Origin of the sequence: Paenibacillus lautus, assembly GCF_050482385.1 — a bacterium.
Lineage (GTDB): Bacteria > Bacillota > Bacilli > Paenibacillales > Paenibacillaceae > Paenibacillus_AQ > Paenibacillus_AQ lautus_B.
In genome coordinates this window covers 568,683-584,652 of record NZ_JBCNHV010000010.1, presented here as the reverse complement: position 1 = coordinate 584,652, position 15,970 = coordinate 568,683, and the positions used below count along the sequence as shown (strand labels likewise).

Below are 15,970 nucleotides of genomic sequence, written 5' to 3'. Positions count from 1 at the left end.
ACAATTAGGACTGGGTAGATGACTTGCGGCGCCCGGCAGATCTTTTTTTTAGATGTCCTGCAGTCAGCACGCCGATAATGATGGCAGCTATGAAGAGATACTTTATAAGCTGATGCCCTTCGAAATATCCCAGAAAATGTTTCTCTTCGGTAATCATGGAGGACGCCGTGTACGCAAGTACCGCAGAGCCTACATAGATAATCCATGGGAAACGGTTGATTAGTTTGATAAACAATGTGCTGCCCCATACCACGATGGGCACACTGATGAGCAGGCCTAGCGTTACAAGGATCACATTGTGTTTGGCTGCGCCTGCAACGGCAATGACATTGTCAAGACCCATAGCAGCGTCGGCTACAATGATAGTACGAATGGCAGCTCCAAGGCTTTTGCCGGCTTTTATATTGTCATGCTCATTATTGTCGTCGGTCATCAGCTTGTAGGCAATGCCAATCAGGAGTACACCTCCCACAAGCAGCAACCAAGGGATGTTAAGCAGCCAGACAACGAGGATGGTGGCAATGATACGAAGAATAACAGCTCCGGCAGTGCCGTAGATAATTGCTTTTTTCTGGGTTTCCTCCGGAAGATTACGTGCTGCAAGACCGATCACAATGGCATTGTCCCCGGCCAAGATCAGATCCAAAAAGACAATGTTGATTAATGCAAGAAAAAATTCAGCGGCTGTGGTTTCCATGAATGTCACTCCTCTTAGAATACGGTTCCACCATTAAACAAAGTGGATTAATTATAGGCCTATTTTTCCCGTTGTGCAAGCATAGCCTGGACCATTACCACATATGTGTAGAGTGGGGGTGTTGTTCTAGTGGAGACGATTTTTTTGTTGGGACAGATATTGATGATCAACCTTGTACTCAGTGGCGACAATGCCCTGGTTATCGCGATGGCCAGCAGAGACCTTCCCGAAATACATCGCAGACGGGCGGTCTGGATCGGGACTGCAGGGGCTGTTCTCTTACGGTGTATTCTGACTTTTTTGGCGGTGCTGCTGCTGAAAATCCCGTTTTTGCAGGCGGGTGGCGCATTACTGTTAATCTGGATCGCAGTCAAACTCATGATGCAAAAGGAACATGACCCTGCAAGCTTGGCCAGAGCTTCAACGATATGGGCCGCTGTCAATACAATTTTGATTGCTGATTTTGTGATGAGCCTGGATAATGTCTTGGCCATTGCGGGGCTTGCCAAAGGCGATCTTGCCTTGATTGTCATCGGAATATTATTAAGCATTCCCATCGTTGTATGGGGAAGCGGGATGATCTCAAACCTGCTTCACAAGTTTCCCGTGCTGCTTTACATAGGTGCCGGTATTCTAGCTTTTACAGCAGGCGAAATGCTCATACAGGATTCCCGCGTAGGGCTGATTCTGGCTTACTGGATGCCTTATGCCCACAGTCTCCTGCCAATTGTTATTGCAGGTGCTGTCGTTCTGATTGGCGGATTACAGACGGTAAGACGGCCCGGTATGTAACGGGACTTTACTTCAACAGCCTATTCGCGTAAGCGGGCGTGTTAAATCAAAAAAATGGACAACTGTCTTGTGCAGTCGTCCATTTTTTGTTAGCTTGATGCAGGTATATGGGACGGGCCTAGGTTATTTCAAGTGGAACAAGCTCGGGATATGGTTTTTTTTGTCGGTTTGGGCTAAAATTAACGTAACTGCTTCTTTTAGAAACCGCTACTTTTGGTGATACATATATTGAAGAGAGAGGGTGATCAAATGTCCTCCAGAAAAGATTTGGCGTTGGGTATATTCATCGTTGTTGCTGGAGTCGTTATTTTGCTCGGTAAGCTTGGTGTGTTTGGATTTCTGGGAAGAACGTTATGGCCGCTCGTACTGCTGCTGCCGGGTATCTTTTTGCATATCATGTTTTTTGGTCGCCGTGCCTCTGCCGCAATTCTTATTCCGGGTGGTATTCTGACGGTATATGGCCTTCTGTTCTTCATATGTAATATCGGGGGATGGGGACTGATGACTTCATTATGGCCTGTGCTAATTCTCGGTGTGGCTGTCGGCTTGTATGAATATTATCTGTACGAGAGCCCGCGACCTGGCGCAGCGCTGCCGGTTGCGCTTGGACTGACGGTGCTTTCCGTTTTGATATTCATCTTCACCTGGCTTGAGACTGGGGCGTTCTACATTATTGCCCTGATCTTAATCGCAGCGGGTATTTGGATGATCTTTGGCCGCAATCGTTCCGGGCGCAATAATAAATGGAGCAGAGGTTGGTAATTGGTAAGAGGTAAAAGTTGCTGGAAGTTTTCTGAAAAGACTTGATTTTCCCGCTCGTTTACCTATATTATAGGATGTATGTTGAAGCGTCGGCATGTCGTCCGGCGCTTTCTTTGTGGCTCATTCGAACAGAAGGGATTTGAGATATATTTATGCAATCAAGAGATCAGATTCGCAACATTGCCATTATTGCTCACGTTGACCATGGCAAAACAACACTTGTAGACCAACTGCTGCAGCAGTCCGGTATTTTCCGGGAGCATGAGACGCTGCAGGAACGCGCGATGGACTCCAATGATTTGGAGCGCGAACGCGGAATTACCATCCTAGCCAAGAATACGGCTATTACGTATAAAGATTTCTTGATTAACATTGTGGATACACCTGGACACGCCGATTTCGGTGGTGAAGTTGAACGTATTATGAAAATGGTCGATGGCGTTCTGCTCGTTGTTGACGCTTATGAAGGATGTATGCCTCAGACCAAGTTTGTGCTAGGTAAAGCTCTTGCACATAACTTGACTCCAATCGTCGTTGTGAACAAGATTGACCGTCCAGCCGCCCGCCCAGCAGAAGTGATCGATGAAGTGCTTGATCTGTTTATTGAGCTTGGTGCGAATGACGACCAACTGGACTTCCCCGTTGTATATGCATCAGCCCTAAACGGTACTTCAAGTATGGATCCAGAGAAGCAAGACGATAACATGCTTGCTCTTTATGAAACCATTATTGACCATATCCCTTCCCCTACTGAGAAAGTGGACGAGCCTCTTCAGTTCCTCGTTACCTTGATGGATTACAATGAATATCTGGGCCGTATTGCCGTCGGCCGTGTGAACCGCGGTATCATTAAGCAAGGCCAACCGGTTACCGTTATGCTTCGTGATGGTTCCACCAAGAGTGCCCGTATCGAGAAGCTGTTCGGCTTCCAAGGATTGAAGCGGATCGAGGTTGCTGAAGCAGGTGGCGGCGACATCGTGGCGATCGCAGGCATCAAAGACATTAACATTGGAGAGACCATTGCGGATCCACAGAATCCGGAGGCATTGCCTGTCCTTAAAATTGACGAACCAACCTTGCAAATGACGTTCCTTGTTAACAACAGTCCTTTTGCCGGACGCGAAGGCAAATGGGTAACATCCCGTAAGCTGCGTGACCGCCTCTTCAAAGAACTTGAAACAGATGTAAGTTTGAGAGTGGATGAGACGGAGAGCCCTGATGCCTATATCGTATCGGGACGCGGCGAGCTTCACCTCAGTATTTTGATTGAGAATATGCGTCGTGAAGGCTATGAGCTTCAAGTATCCAAACCAGAAGTTATCGTTAGAGAAATTGATGGCGTCAAAATGGAGCCGATCGAACGTCTTATGATCGATGTACCAGAAGAAAGCATGGGTTCCGTTATGGAAAGTCTCGGAACACGCAAGGCTGAAATGGTGAACATGGTGAATAACGGAAATGGTCAAGTGCGTCTGGAATTCCTGATTCCCGCTCGTGGACTTATCGGTTACCGTACCCATTTTCTGACCCTGACACGCGGTTATGGTATTATGAACCACGCATTCGACAGCTACGGTCCGCTTATTGGCGGTCAAGTGGGAGGACGTCACCAAGGCGTACTGGTTTCCACGGAGAACGGATCTTCAACGTTCTATGGCATGATGTCGGTGGAAGACCGCGGAACCCTGTTCCTGGAACCGGGGACTGAGATTTATGAAGGTATGATTGTTGGAGAGCATACCCGCGATAACGATATCGTCGTTAATATTTGTAAAGAGAAGCAATTGACCAACGTTCGTTCGGCAACGAAGGACGACACGGTTAAATTGAAAACACCGGTTATTTTCTCACTGGAGCAAGCTCTGGAATACTTGAATGATGACGAGTATTGCGAGATTACACCGAAGTCCGTTCGTCTTCGCAAGAAGATTTTGAACAAGAGTGAGCGCGAACGTGCAGAAAAACATCGTAAAATGGCACAAGCAAATCTATAATAGATAGAGATCTACTTGTCCAAAAGGAGTGAACCTATCATGCAAGAATGGTTTGCCGCGCACCCGCTCATCTCTTATATCGTGATTTTTGTGCTCATCACCTACGTTTACAACAAGGTATTCCGGGTGAAACAGAAGCTCCCTCTGTTGAAGGAGATTCTCCTGTATATCTTGATGGCCTTGGGCTCGGCGATACTGCTTGTGTTTCAGATTGATAAGCTGCCGATTATCCAGTGCTTGTTAGTAGCTGTGGCATTGATGCTGATGGTGCGTATTCGATATTTTGTTGAAGATCGTCAGAAGAAAAAGGCTCAGACCGAGCCGAAGTCATAAGCTTTGTAGAAATTTAGCAACTCAGGTAACAATCATACGGCAACTTTTTGTCAGTCCCCATCGTTTATAAGAGAGAGAAGTCAACCATGGTCCGGTAAATGCTTCGAAATTTGAAGCGTTTATCGGACATTCATCTAATTTGAATGAAATCAGGTGTTATGATATGAAACCTACTCATACCAATCTCCCTCCGAGAGCCAAAAGTGGGGGGAAGGGCAAGAAACAGCCAGTTCCAAAAAAGAAAAAAAGCGCATGGACATCATTTTTTAAATTCGTTCTTATCGTCTTGTTAATCGCAGTTCTGACTGCAGCAGGTTATGCCGGCTACTTGTTCTTCAAGGGCAATGAGATCATTGAAAAAAGCGGGATCGACAAACCAGTTGCTCCAGGCCATTCCGCAAAAGAAAAACCGATTACGGTGCTTCTATTGGGAACGGATCATCGCCCGGAGACGGGGACTTACTTGACGGACGTGGTCATGGTCGCCACCATGCATCCGGAAACCAATACGTCGACGCTGGTATCTTTGCCGCGGGATACACTGATTGAACTTGAAGGATATAAAGCGAGTAAACTGAACGCCTATTACCCAAGATTTAAAGCTGCTTACAAGGCAGCCGAGAAAAAGGAACCGGGCAGCGGCATTCCGGCTGAAGAAGAAATGAAAGTCATGATGAGCAAATATCTTGGCGTTAATATCGACTATGTAACGGTTATCGATTTTCAGGGATTCCGTGAAGTGGTGGATACTTTTGGCGGAGTGGATGTTAACGTTCAGTACAACATGTGTTACCGCGACAGTGCGGATGGGACGGATATTAACCTAACTGCAGGCCCTCAGAAGTTGGATGGCAAGAAAGCGCTGGATTATGTCCGTTACCGTAAATCTCGGAACTGTACGCCAAAGACGAAGGAATCCAATGACTTTGATCGCAATGCCCGTCAGAGTGAGGTACTACACTCCCTGCTCGATAAAATGAAGTCTTTTGGCGGCGTAACTAAAGTGGGTAATGCACTGGATGCAGTCAGCGATAACATGACCACCGATTTTGAGCAGGAGCAGATCCGGAACTTGCTCACGACTTATTATGATATCGGTAAAGATGACGTTAAATTTATGCCGATTACCGGTGAGTGGAGAAGCCCTAACGTTTACATTAACGACAATGAACTCAATGCGGCGAAACAAGCGCTGCAAGACGAACTTGCCGGCAAGCATAACGCTGGCCAGCAGGGGACAGAAGCGGATTCTGCAACAACTCCGTGACAATTGAAGGCAAGTTTTATTGTATGCTATAATACAATGTATCAGATGGAGATCATTGTACAGGAGGCCGAAGGCATGTCCTACCTTATGATGCATACGACACACCCATTGATCTGTAATCGGCAGACGGATAACCCTGCCCAAACATTTGTTCGAGCAGATTCCATTTGGGGATGGGAGCCTTTCAGATGTCATCCTTCTGATTCCATGTCTTATCAGGCGTGTTCATTCGACATGGGTGTCAATTTCACACCGAACAGGCTGCAGAACTCTGAATATGATACGGGTCATGTCACTGGCGAAGCAGAAATGCTCGTTAGTGGCGTTGTTATGGCCTTAAAAAAAGCCCAGTGAGCTTCACTGGGCTTTTTTGTATGAAATTTGGAACTAGGTGACGGACAAACTCGGGTAATGACAGGATTTGTCTTCTGCTGATTAGCGAGTTTATCCTCAAGTGGGTGGCCTATTTATTAGGGTGTGGATTGGCAGGTGCATGGCCTCGGTTTTTCGGTTTTACCGTTTGTGTACCTTTTTGCCGTACATTCCCGTCTCGCGGCGTTACATCTTTAGGCAACTGAGGAATGATGCGACCTACGATGTCAGCAAGTTCACTGGCAAGTCCTGAAACAGGATGCCCCTCCTGAATATGCCGGCCAAGATCGGCAATCCGGTTTGCAACGTCCACATCGGCCGTAACAAGTGCATTGGCACCTGCCGGATCGGATTGAAGGGCTTCCGCGACTGTGTATTTAATGGTTCCGACTTCTGCTCGATCTAAATTTCCATCTACATTAAGTCCAACAACAGCCGTTTTTCCCATCACAACACAGTTCGCGTTTTTAACGCCGGGCACACGCTCGGCTAGTGATTTTAGGTGATTCGCGGTTGTAGCGTCAACTTGTCCGTCGTTATTATTGACGTTGCCGACTCGTCCCGTATTCGTGTTATCCGGAGTCAAACCGTCTACATTGTTCGTGGTATAACCTCTGTTCCCATTCATGTTGTGAACACTGTTAGCAGTAGTTCCATTGGTTTGATTACGAGGAGAGGGTGATGCATTGTGCCCGCAGCCTGCGAGCAACAACACCGCTAGCATGATGGATAGAGCAGCTTTCATGGATTGATCTGTCCTTTCGTAGTAAAGTTCACTAAATTACTCCAGTCGCTACGCTTATTATGTCCGGGACGGAAAGGTTTATGTGTGTACCTGATGAAGAAGCAGTGGAGGGATAAGATGAGAAAAATATTTGTGCTGGATACGAACGTATTGCTGCATGATCCTCAGTCGATCTATGCATTCGAGGAGCATGAAGTCATCATTCCTGCGGTGGTTCTTGAAGAGATTGACTCGAAGAAGCGAAATGCGGATGAAATCGGCCGCAACGCCCGTACGGTCTCCCGATTGCTTGATGGGCTAAGAGAACAAGGTCATCTTCATGACGGGGTTCTTCTGGAGAATGGCGGGACATTGAAGGTTGAGCTTAATCATCGCAGCTTCGTCAAGGTACAGGAGTTATTTAGCGAAGCATCCAACGACAACCGGATTTTGGCTGTCGCGTTAAATTATAAATTGGAGGAGGAACCGAAGGAGCAAGGAAGACCAGTCGTTCTGGTTAGCAAGGATGTGCTTGTTCGAATTAAGGCCGATGTGCTCGGATTAACGACACAGGATTATCTATCGGACCGTACAGCTGATCCTAGTGAATTGTATCCTGGATTCTCTACCCTAAAGGTTCATCCTTCGGTGATTGATGAATTCTACAGCTATCGTTATTTACCAATTAAACCTCTTCAATTGTCTTATCCACTTTATCCCCATGAATTTGTTATCTTGAAGGATGAGATGGGGTCAGGAAAGTCTGCCCTCCTTCATGTGAATGAGGATGCAACTAGATTGGAGCCCCTCCATTTAAGCAATGATCCTGTTTGGGGCATCAGCGCCCGTAACGCCCAACAGCGTATGGCGATCGAGCTTCTTCTGAATGACGATATTCCGCTGGTCACCATTACTGGGAAGGCCGGAACGGGAAAAACCTTATTGGCTTTGGCAGCAGGTCTTTCCAAGGTGGAGGATGAGCATAAATACAAAAAACTGCTCATTGCGCGTCCGGTCGTTCCAATGGGGAAGGATATCGGTTATTTGCCTGGCGAAAAGGAAGAGAAATTAAGACCATGGATGCAGCCGATATATGACAATCTGGAATATTTGTTCGACACCAAAAAATCGGGTGATATCGATAAAATATTGATGGGACTTGGCAGCATCCAGGTGGAAGCCCTGACTTATATCCGGGGCCGCTCGATACCAGGTCAGTTCATCATTGTAGATGAGGCCCAAAACTTATCCCGTCATGAGGTCAAGACGATTGTTTCCCGGGCGGGAGAAGGGAGTAAGGTAATCCTGATGGGAGATCCGGAGCAGATTGATCATCCTTACCTGGATGCTGTGAGTAATGGGCTGACCTATGTGGTGGAACGCTTCAAGCAAGAAAATCTGAGCGGGCATATTACGCTGACAAAAGGGGAACGATCCAAGCTGGCTCAACTGGCTGCCGACTTATTGTAATCATATATTTCCCGAGAAATGATACCGCGGAGTAAATTGTATGGTAAAGACTGTTCAAGACTCATAGGACAGTCTTTTTTCCTTCCCATCGTTAATTAGTAAAATCTGGACTAGATTATTAACAAAAAAGATAGGACAAGAGCACTAGAAGTTTGGTAAAATAAGGGCATGCGACTATTGAAGGAGTGAAGATGGGATATGAAGCGGAAGAAATATTGGTTCTTATTTGCCATTTTACTGTTGTCTTTATCCAGTTTATCTCCCAGCTTTGACTTCACTCACCACACTAGACGAGAGCCCCCGGGGGATGAACCGAATCCTCCGCAGCAAAGACCGGAGGTGCCGGAGACCGATCTGGGCCCGATCAAGGTCGGTGTTCAGTTAAACCCGGATGAACTGAGACAACTTAAAGCTCTTAATGAGCGTTTTATGGAAGAGACCGGTGCAGAGATTGAAATCACGCCTCTGGAAACGAGTGAAACACACAAAGAGTCGTTTCTGCTCGAGATGTCCCTTGGTGAAGGACCTGATATCGTATTAACGGATTCACACTTTATTAAAGCGCTTGCAATGAGTGGCTGCTTATTGCCTGTTGATGCTTCTCAGGGCACGATGCCAGGCGAAGATATCTTGAATGGTCTTCTGCCGCCGCTGCAGTGGAACGGGTATCAATGGGGAATGCCGTTTGATATAGACCCCTATATTATGACTTGGCAGACCAAGGGAAAGAACGGCGAACCATTCAAAGTGCCGGAGAGCCGTCAGGCATGGCAGGAATATTTGGAGCGGCACAAGGTAAGCCCTGTCCTCTCATTTGACTGGAATGATCCTTATGCGTTCGGTGCGGCGGTTCATTTGCTCGAAGGTGATCCCTCCAAGCCAGATCAAGAGGTGCTTGATATGTTGATTCGCAATCATGGAAGAGTGGCAGAATCAGCGCAAGGAGCGACAGAGGCAGAGGTTGATAGCCAAGGTTCTACAGCCTCCGATAAGGTGGAAGCAGCCGTGATCATTGAGCCGTATTCGAGCTTTTCAGATCAAGAGGCCGATGGAGTGTCCCTTGCATTGGCAATGGGAAAGGCGCATCTGGATACGCCGGTTGTCCGAACTCGAAGTTTTGCAGTAGCGGCACACACGGAATCATCGGCGCTTGCCATGAAGTGGATTACGTATATGACTGGCAAAGCGATGCAGCGTGAATGGAGCAGAGCGGCAGGAACGCTGCCTGTTATTTCTGAATTGTATGTCATGGGCACAAACCTGAGTGATCGGGGCATTTGGCAAAAAGCCGCCGTTCCAGCCCAGGTGCTGCTCTCTCGAAATGAACCGGCCGCTTTGACTTTTGGCGATTCGGAAGGTTTTCAAACGTATAACCAAGCAGCGAATCGATTGCTGCTTGGCGAAATCACGATCCAACAATATATGGAATTGTACACGCCTACTCAACCTTAAAAAAGCTGCCCAAGCGAAGGGCAGCTTTTTTCTATAAATCCAGCTCCATTTTGACCACTAATCTTTGATCTTGGCTGGATACCTGCGTTGCTTTTAAGAAAGACACCAACTGTTTAGGGTAAAAGTTCATGTCGAATTCTTCCTGCAAGGCTTTGCGCGTGGTGTCAGGCAATTCCAGCCGATTGAACACGAGTTTGTCAACTTGAAACATGATGGCATTCTCCGGTTCGTTGATCACGGTGTATTTTCCTTCAATCAGCAGTGACAGATTTCCGCTCTCACCGGAAGCTATTACTTTTCCATCGTTAAAATGGAAAGCAAAGCTGTTAAAGATTTCATCTTCGGATCTTAAAAATGCGTTGAGATCATCCTCATGGATATCGATGGTGTACTCCTTGCCGTTTGTTTTCAGCATATTCTTACTTCCTTGGACGAATTGCGGCAAGTTTTCCATGGCGTTAGCCAGAGCCTGGAAGTGACGCTTTACTTCGTACAGTCCCACGTTCTCCCAATAAAGGGTGAACTCCTCAATCAACTTCTTCATGGCATCCGGGTTGCCACTGGCTGTCAGTGCTCCGTCAACCTGCTGTTCAAGCGCCAGCACTCGTTCACGCTGCTTGACAAGGCTGTCCTTTACTTCGGCGAGCTGAGCTGTATTGCGTGCCGCTTCAGCCTGAGCGGAGGCAAGGGAGCGGTACTGATTGTTATATACCGCAAGTGTATCCCGGTCATTTTGAATGATCATATCGTAAAAGTCCATGATCCGGAATAAACCGGCTAAGTCTTTTGCAGACAACAGCATAAAGAATAAATGATCCCGTTCACCCATGTAATAAGACCGAAGAACAGCTCCTGCCCGATCGCGCCGGTCTTCGATACGCAAGCCCATATCCTGAATTTTGATTTGCAGTTCGCTCTGAAGTAGCTGCAATTCGGCGATGCGTTTGGTTATCCGTTCGATTTCATGGTCGATCTCCACGATGGAGAGGCTGTCCTCCAGAAGTTTGCGCGCCTCTTCCGAATCAGGCATAACCGGGCTTACATCCTGCTCGGAATATACCAGAGCTGGAGTCCCTATGAAGCAGAATAACAGGGTTATACACAGCATGACCGGGAGGAGAGTTTTTTTTACTCGTACATTCAAACGGGAGTCCTCCTTGAATGGTTGTTAGTCGAAAGGAATCCAACCACTGTCTGTCCCTTCATTTTAACCAATATATGACGTATACGACTTAATTATCAACCTTCAGGCACTAAAAAAGCGATCCGGCCGCTAAAGCACCTGATCGCTCTTTTAAGTACTCTCGTTCTCTAATTGCAAGGGAAAATCCACCAGCTGCCATCATTTTGTCCAGGTTGAGCGCCGGTGGATTTCAAGCATCGCTTGCATCGTTTACCTATTAGAGTGGTTTGCCCATAATGAAGACCGTCCAATAGCTAAAGCCTGTGAAGGTCACGATCATATAAGCCCAGAAGAGAAGAATATAGGTTCTCTCCGTGAATTTCAAATATCCCAGGATCACGAAAAATGCAGTCTGCAGGAAGAAAAGCAGTGCCATTTCTATATGATCTCCGGCAAAGGCCATCAACCCGATAGTCAGGGTGAAAAAGCCAAGGACTCGAAACATCCGTGCCACGATTATATCCTCCTCTCGTATGTACGCACATAATGCTGCTATCAACATTATAGCGTTATGGCAAAAACGTGTAAACGCCTAACTCAAGAAAACCCTTTATTTTTTATTATTATCCAGAAGTAAGACATTGAATTCGTGAATAATTTGGACGAATCTCCCCTTTTCCCTTCGTAAGAGTATGATCTGTCTTAAAAATGGAAATACATTTTAGTATCAAATAGATTCTATGAACTCTATGAGAGGCATAGAAATGAATTAAGCAGTTTTTATACCCTATTCAGCAGCCGATTTACGGTATTGAAGACGGTTATTTTAGGATGTCGTTAGGAGGGTTTTATGGTATGTCAGCAGTGAGACAGGATGCATGGAGTGCAGAGGACGACCTGATATTGGCGGAGGTGACTCTTCGTCATATTCGTGAGGGCAGCACCCAATTGGCTGCCTTTGAGGAAGTGGGAGAAAGAATCGGCCGGACATCGGCAGCTTGTGGATTTCGTTGGAATAGCTGCGTTCGCAAGAAATATGAGGATGCTATCAGCTTGGCGAAATCTCAGCGTCAAAAGAGAAGTTATTATAAAAAACAACCTTTGGCAAGTGGACCGCAGGTTGCCGGCTTGGCTGCTCCGGAACTGGAGCACGATGTCTATAAGAATGATGGTGCAAGTGAAGAAACACTGTCCATCGATGCCGTTATCCGTTTCCTTCGTCAGTGGAAGGGCGGGCTTCAGGAAAGTTCGCGTCAGTATAAATTGCTGGAGAAGAACTTGCGAGAAAAAGAGGATGAGCTTTCAAGACTCCGCAGTGAGAATCAACGGTTATTGAAGGAAGTCAGCGAAGTGAAAACAGACTATCATGTGGTCAATGACGATTATAAGGCACTGATTCAGATCATGGATCGGGCACGAAGACTTGCTTTCTTAAATGAAGAAGACGAGGAGCTTAAAACACGCTTCAAAATGGACGCAAACGGTAATCTGGAACGAATCGAATAGGTAAAGGTTATCTTGCTCTAGCCGTAACCCGCATTAGTGCATTCCATGCGCTTTGGCGGGTTATTTGTGCGTATCGAGGATTATTCTGATATATACTAGGACTAGTACTTCGTGGTTGATTACATAAAATGGGGGATTATCATGAATATCCATATTATCGGAGCTGGCTCATTGGGGCTATTATTTGCGGGTAAACTTGCGAATTCAGGCTGCCGTGTCACGTTATGGTGCCGAAGCGAGGAGCAGGCGGACAAGCTTCGGGCTTCCGGCATAACCATCGAGGAGAAGGGTCAGCACCAGGTTGTTGACGCCCATGCGTTCTCGGTCTGTTCATGGTCATCCTTTGCGCAGTCGGGTGGCGCTGCCGATGCGGATTATCTTCTCCTCATGTTGAAGCAGCAAGGGATCGAAGAGATGGCAACGGAGATGCTGGCTCAATATGGTCAAGAACATCGCAGACTAATATGTTTTCAGAACGGTACAGGCCATTTGGAGCGGCTTCAGGAGCTGCTGCCAGTTTGGACGATCTACGCGGCCATTACAACGGAAGGGGCCAAGCGTTCAAGCGGCGTCTCTGTTTTGCATGCCGGTCATGGAACGACGACAATCGGCAAAATGATGCCCGCCTGGAGCCCATTAGAACCTTTATCTCCAGAAAATCATGAAATTGAACTGGTTAAACAGCTGAATAGAGCAGGATTTGAAGCTTTTTTGTCGAATCAAATGGATGAGATGATTTATCGCAAGCTGCTGATGAACGCAGTCATTAATCCATTGACTGCATTGTGGCGGATTCCTAACGGAGAGCTGTTATCTTCCCCTGAACGACTCAGGTTTATGAAGCAGCTATATCATGAAGGGATCGCTGTATATGAAGCGGGTGGAATTCCTTACGGAAGCGGGCTATGGGAATGGATTATATCCGTTTGTCAATCGACTTCAGGTAACACGTCCTCCATGCTTAAGGATGTAATGGACGGTAGAACGACGGAAGTTGCCTGGATTAACGGAAGTATTGTCCGTCTGGGCCAAAAATATGGGATTTCTGTGCCAACACACGAGCTGATTACGAAGCTCATCGAGGGGATGAATACATAGGGGGTCTTAGCATGGGTTTCTTGCAGGGGCTGTTTCAAACATTAAGTTCTTTTCCGTTCATTCCGTTTTTACTGGTTTATTTCATTGTCTTGCAAAGAAATAAAAATCGAAAGCAAGCGCTGGAGCTGGCCATGGATGTCACCACATTTTTTATGCTGTTTTCAGTCTCCGCCTTGTTTAATAATACATTCCAGTCCAAATTCGGTTTCTATCTCATTCTCCTCATGCTGCTCATTGCAGCAGGGCTGATCGGCAGTGCGCAGAACCGCTGGAAAGGCAAGGTTAACGGTAAAAGGCTGCTGCGCGCCGTGTGGCGTCTCGGGTTTGTCAGCATGAGTTTCGGGTACATCATATTCACATTTTTTGGCGTCCTCTCCTACATAATTAAGATGATGTAAACAATTCTAACAACTAGAATTTTATGATAAATCTGTTTGATCTTTGGGTCAGGCAGATTTTTCAATTTATTGATTTCTGGATTTTTTTGACCACTGGTTGTATAATCGATAAGCATATACCTAAAATCTATGAGGGGGATACCGCAAGATGAAGAAACAAAAGAAATTAATGCTTCTTATGACGTTAATTCTTGCTTTCAGCTCAGTTTTAGCAGCATGTGGAGCTGACAAGAACGATGGCGCCAATAAAGGCGGAACGGCGGACAAGCCTAAAGAGCAAGTTTTCCGTATGAACCTTGCTTCCGACCCTCCTACATTGGATCCGGGCTTGTCTCAGGATAACACGTCGAATACAGTAATCAGTGCTGTGTTTGAAGGTTTGGTTCGGAAGGGTGCAGATGGATCAGAAGAGCCTGGCGTAGCCGAAAAATGGGATGTTTCTGAAGACGGATTGAAATATGTCTTCACCCTTCGCAAAGATGCCAAATGGAGTAACGGCGATTCAGTAACGGCAAAAGATTTTGAGTATGCATGGAAACGCGTACTTGATCCGAACTTTACTCCAGCATCACCATATGCGTATCAGCTCTATTACATTAAGAACGCTGAAGCTTACAATCTTGGAGAGATCAAAGACGCCAATGAAGTCGGCTTAAAAGCAACCGATGATTATACGCTCGAAGTTACGCTGGCAAACCCAACGCCATACTTCCTCAGCTTGATGTCATTCCAAACCTACTTCCCGATTCATAACTCCGTTGAAGGTAATGCTTCTTGGGCAACCAAACCGGAAACATTGATTGGTAATGGTCCGTTCAAAGTTTCACAAATGACCAAAGGTCAAAAGATCGAGCTTGTGAAGAACGACCAATATTGGGACAAGGATGCAATCAAACTTGAAAAAGTTCAAATGAGTATCGTGAACAGCTCTGCAACTGAACTTTCAAGCTATCGTAACGATGAATTGGATTATGCAGGACATCCAACAGGAAATATTCCGACGGATCAGCTGAATGCGATCAAGAAGGAATTGGGCGATGAACTGATGATCAAAGGTATTTCATCGACGTATTTCTATATCTTTAACACAACAGAAGAACCATTTGACAATGTGAACATCCGTAAAGCTTTTGCAATGGCGATTGATCGTCAGGCGATCGTAGAGAAAATCACGCAAGGTGGACAACTTCCTGCACATGGTTTTGTTCCTCCTGGTATCAAGGGTGAGTCCGACGAGTACCGTAAAGAGGTACCGGATACTTACTTCGATGAAAATCTTGAAGAAGCTAAGAAACTGCTCGAGCAAGGTATGAAGGAAAAAGGCTATACCACATTACCGGAAGTAACTCTAATCCACAATTCCGATGACAACCACAAGAAAATTGCGCTTGCCATTGCGGATATGTGGAAGAACAACCTCGGCGTTACTGTGAAGGTTCAAAACCAAGAGTGGGGCGTATTCCTGAAGAACCGTGATGCTTTGAACTATCAAGTGGCACGTTCCGGTTGGGGAGCAGACTATAACGACCCGATGACTTATATCGATATGTGGACATCCAACGGCGGTAACAACGATACTGGTTTCAAGAACGAAGAATATGACAAGCTTGTGAAGGATGCTTATGCAACTAGCGATAACGCTAAACGCATGGAGCTGATGTCCAAAGCTGAGAAAATTCTTGTTGAAGACAACCAAGTTGTTATGCCGATCTACTACTACTCCAGCGTGTCCCTGGTTAAACCATGGGTGAAGAATCTTCATCTGGATTATAAGGGTGATATCGATTTCACACGTGCATATATCGAGTAGTCTTTTGTAAACCATTTATAAAAGATTACGGTTCGGGATATATATGTGGGGCATTTTAAACCTCATATATATCCCGATTTTTTTGTATGAGCACAAGGTTTCCAAATCTTGTGTCCGTTGGTGAAAGTTAAGGGATGCCAGGTCCGTTCTAGAATAATACAATTATATAGAC

Annotated in this window: 16 protein-coding genes; 12 read left to right on the top strand and 4 right to left on the bottom strand. The window is 46.2% G+C overall.

Going from position 1 to position 15,970, the window contains the following annotated elements; genetic code table 11:
- Positions 1 to 4: 4 nt before the first annotated feature.
- On the bottom strand, positions 5 to 697 hold the full coding sequence (locus tag ABEW73_RS13925; protein ID WP_430166979.1) for a TerC family protein: 693 nt from the start codon (positions 695 to 697) through the stop codon (positions 5 to 7).
- Between the two features lie 129 nt (positions 698 to 826).
- Here ABEW73_RS13925 and ABEW73_RS13920 point away from each other — a divergent pair, with 129 nt between their 5' ends.
- The 6 genes from ABEW73_RS13920 to ABEW73_RS13895 all read left to right on the top strand — a co-directional run bounded on the left by ABEW73_RS13920 (position 827) and on the right by ABEW73_RS13895 (position 6,199).
- Positions 827 to 1,489, top strand: coding sequence for a TerC family protein (locus tag ABEW73_RS13920; protein WP_430166977.1), 663 nt, complete (start codon positions 827 to 829; stop codon positions 1,487 to 1,489).
- A 249-nt stretch (positions 1,490 to 1,738) separates the two neighbouring features.
- Entirely contained in the window at positions 1,739 to 2,251 is a 513-nt protein-coding gene (locus tag ABEW73_RS13915) for a hypothetical protein (RefSeq protein ID WP_215157607.1), read from the top strand.
- 152 nt (positions 2,252 to 2,403) lie between these two features.
- The gene (gene typA / locus ABEW73_RS13910) at positions 2,404 to 4,245 is read left to right on the top strand and encodes a translational GTPase TypA (protein WP_430166975.1); all 1,842 of its coding nucleotides are present in this window, start codon (positions 2,404 to 2,406) and stop codon (positions 4,243 to 4,245) included.
- 39 nt (positions 4,246 to 4,284) lie between these two features.
- Positions 4,285 to 4,578, top strand: a complete 294-nt coding sequence (locus ABEW73_RS13905; protein WP_215157611.1) for a YlaH-like family protein — start codon at positions 4,285 to 4,287, stop codon at positions 4,576 to 4,578.
- A 163-nt stretch (positions 4,579 to 4,741) separates the two neighbouring features.
- Positions 4,742 to 5,845, top strand: a complete 1,104-nt coding sequence (locus ABEW73_RS13900) for an LCP family protein (protein ID WP_430166973.1) — start codon at positions 4,742 to 4,744, stop codon at positions 5,843 to 5,845.
- A gap of 75 nt (positions 5,846 to 5,920) precedes the next feature.
- On the top strand, positions 5,921 to 6,199 hold the full coding sequence (locus ABEW73_RS13895) for a hypothetical protein (RefSeq protein WP_430166971.1): 279 nt from the start codon (positions 5,921 to 5,923) through the stop codon (positions 6,197 to 6,199).
- 109 nt (positions 6,200 to 6,308) lie between these two features.
- On the opposite strand, the gene ABEW73_RS13890 is transcribed toward ABEW73_RS13895, so the two are convergent.
- A complete protein-coding gene (locus tag ABEW73_RS13890) occupies positions 6,309 to 6,941 on the bottom strand; it encodes a YhcN/YlaJ family sporulation lipoprotein (RefSeq protein WP_430166969.1) in 633 nt (210 codons plus the stop codon).
- Positions 6,942 to 7,079: 138 nt separating this feature from the next.
- On the opposite strand from ABEW73_RS13890, the gene ABEW73_RS13885 reads away from it, so the two are divergent.
- A complete protein-coding gene (locus tag ABEW73_RS13885) occupies positions 7,080 to 8,411 on the top strand; it encodes a PhoH family protein (protein ID WP_430166967.1) in 1,332 nt (443 codons plus the stop codon).
- 198 nt (positions 8,412 to 8,609) lie between these two features.
- Positions 8,610 to 9,863: an extracellular solute-binding protein gene (locus tag ABEW73_RS13880; RefSeq protein ID WP_430166965.1), complete on the top strand. Its 1,254-nt coding sequence runs from the start codon at positions 8,610 to 8,612 to the stop codon at positions 9,861 to 9,863.
- A 31-nt stretch (positions 9,864 to 9,894) separates the two neighbouring features.
- On the opposite strand, the gene ABEW73_RS13875 is transcribed toward ABEW73_RS13880, so the two are convergent.
- Both ABEW73_RS13875 and ABEW73_RS13870 read right to left on the bottom strand, forming a co-directional pair.
- Positions 9,895 to 11,007, bottom strand: coding sequence for a coiled-coil domain-containing protein (locus ABEW73_RS13875; protein ID WP_430166963.1), 1,113 nt, complete (start codon positions 11,005 to 11,007; stop codon positions 9,895 to 9,897).
- A 256-nt stretch (positions 11,008 to 11,263) separates the two neighbouring features.
- A complete protein-coding gene (locus ABEW73_RS13870) occupies positions 11,264 to 11,500 on the bottom strand; it encodes a DUF2626 domain-containing protein (RefSeq protein WP_006209059.1) in 237 nt (78 codons plus the stop codon).
- A 341-nt stretch (positions 11,501 to 11,841) separates the two neighbouring features.
- Here ABEW73_RS13870 and ABEW73_RS13865 point away from each other — a divergent pair, with 341 nt between their 5' ends.
- From ABEW73_RS13865 to ABEW73_RS13850, 4 genes are all read left to right on the top strand, one after another.
- A complete protein-coding gene (locus ABEW73_RS13865) occupies positions 11,842 to 12,492 on the top strand; it encodes an RsfA family transcriptional regulator (protein WP_430166961.1) in 651 nt (216 codons plus the stop codon).
- Between the two features lie 141 nt (positions 12,493 to 12,633).
- Entirely contained in the window at positions 12,634 to 13,590 is a 957-nt protein-coding gene (locus ABEW73_RS13860; RefSeq protein ID WP_430166959.1) for a ketopantoate reductase family protein, read from the top strand.
- An 11-nt stretch (positions 13,591 to 13,601) separates the two neighbouring features.
- Positions 13,602 to 13,988 carry a DUF3397 domain-containing protein gene (locus ABEW73_RS13855; RefSeq protein ID WP_213645351.1) on the top strand — a complete coding sequence of 129 codons (387 nt, stop codon included), beginning with the start codon at positions 13,602 to 13,604 and terminating at the stop codon, positions 13,986 to 13,988.
- A gap of 148 nt (positions 13,989 to 14,136) precedes the next feature.
- Positions 14,137 to 15,798, top strand: a complete 1,662-nt coding sequence (locus tag ABEW73_RS13850; RefSeq protein ID WP_430166958.1) for a peptide ABC transporter substrate-binding protein — start codon at positions 14,137 to 14,139, stop codon at positions 15,796 to 15,798.
- The last annotated feature ends 172 nt before the right edge of the window (positions 15,799 to 15,970 follow it).

Coding starts and splice junctions, on each gene's coding strand:
- ABEW73_RS13865 (WP_430166961.1), top strand. CDS start 11,842: ATGTCAGCAGTGAGACAGGATGCATGGAGTGCAGAGGACGACCTGATA.
- ABEW73_RS13880 (WP_430166965.1), top strand. CDS start 8,610: ATGAAGCGGAAGAAATATTGGTTCTTATTTGCCATTTTACTGTTGTCT.
- ABEW73_RS13890 (WP_430166969.1), bottom strand. CDS start 6,941: ATGCTAGCGGTGTTGTTGCTCGCAGGCTGCGGGCACAATGCATCACCC.
- typA (WP_430166975.1), top strand. CDS start 2,404: ATGCAATCAAGAGATCAGATTCGCAACATTGCCATTATTGCTCACGTT.
- ABEW73_RS13925 (WP_430166979.1), bottom strand. CDS start 697: ATGGAAACCACAGCCGCTGAATTTTTTCTTGCATTAATCAACATTGTC.
- ABEW73_RS13915 (WP_215157607.1), top strand. CDS start 1,739: ATGTCCTCCAGAAAAGATTTGGCGTTGGGTATATTCATCGTTGTTGCT.
- ABEW73_RS13850 (WP_430166958.1), top strand. CDS start 14,137: ATGAAGAAACAAAAGAAATTAATGCTTCTTATGACGTTAATTCTTGCT.
- ABEW73_RS13905 (WP_215157611.1), top strand. CDS start 4,285: ATGCAAGAATGGTTTGCCGCGCACCCGCTCATCTCTTATATCGTGATT.
- ABEW73_RS13895 (WP_430166971.1), top strand. CDS start 5,921: ATGTCCTACCTTATGATGCATACGACACACCCATTGATCTGTAATCGG.
- ABEW73_RS13885 (WP_430166967.1), top strand. CDS start 7,080: ATGAGAAAAATATTTGTGCTGGATACGAACGTATTGCTGCATGATCCT.
- ABEW73_RS13855 (WP_213645351.1), top strand. CDS start 13,602: ATGGGTTTCTTGCAGGGGCTGTTTCAAACATTAAGTTCTTTTCCGTTC.
- ABEW73_RS13900 (WP_430166973.1), top strand. CDS start 4,742: ATGAAACCTACTCATACCAATCTCCCTCCGAGAGCCAAAAGTGGGGGG.
- ABEW73_RS13860 (WP_430166959.1), top strand. CDS start 12,634: ATGAATATCCATATTATCGGAGCTGGCTCATTGGGGCTATTATTTGCG.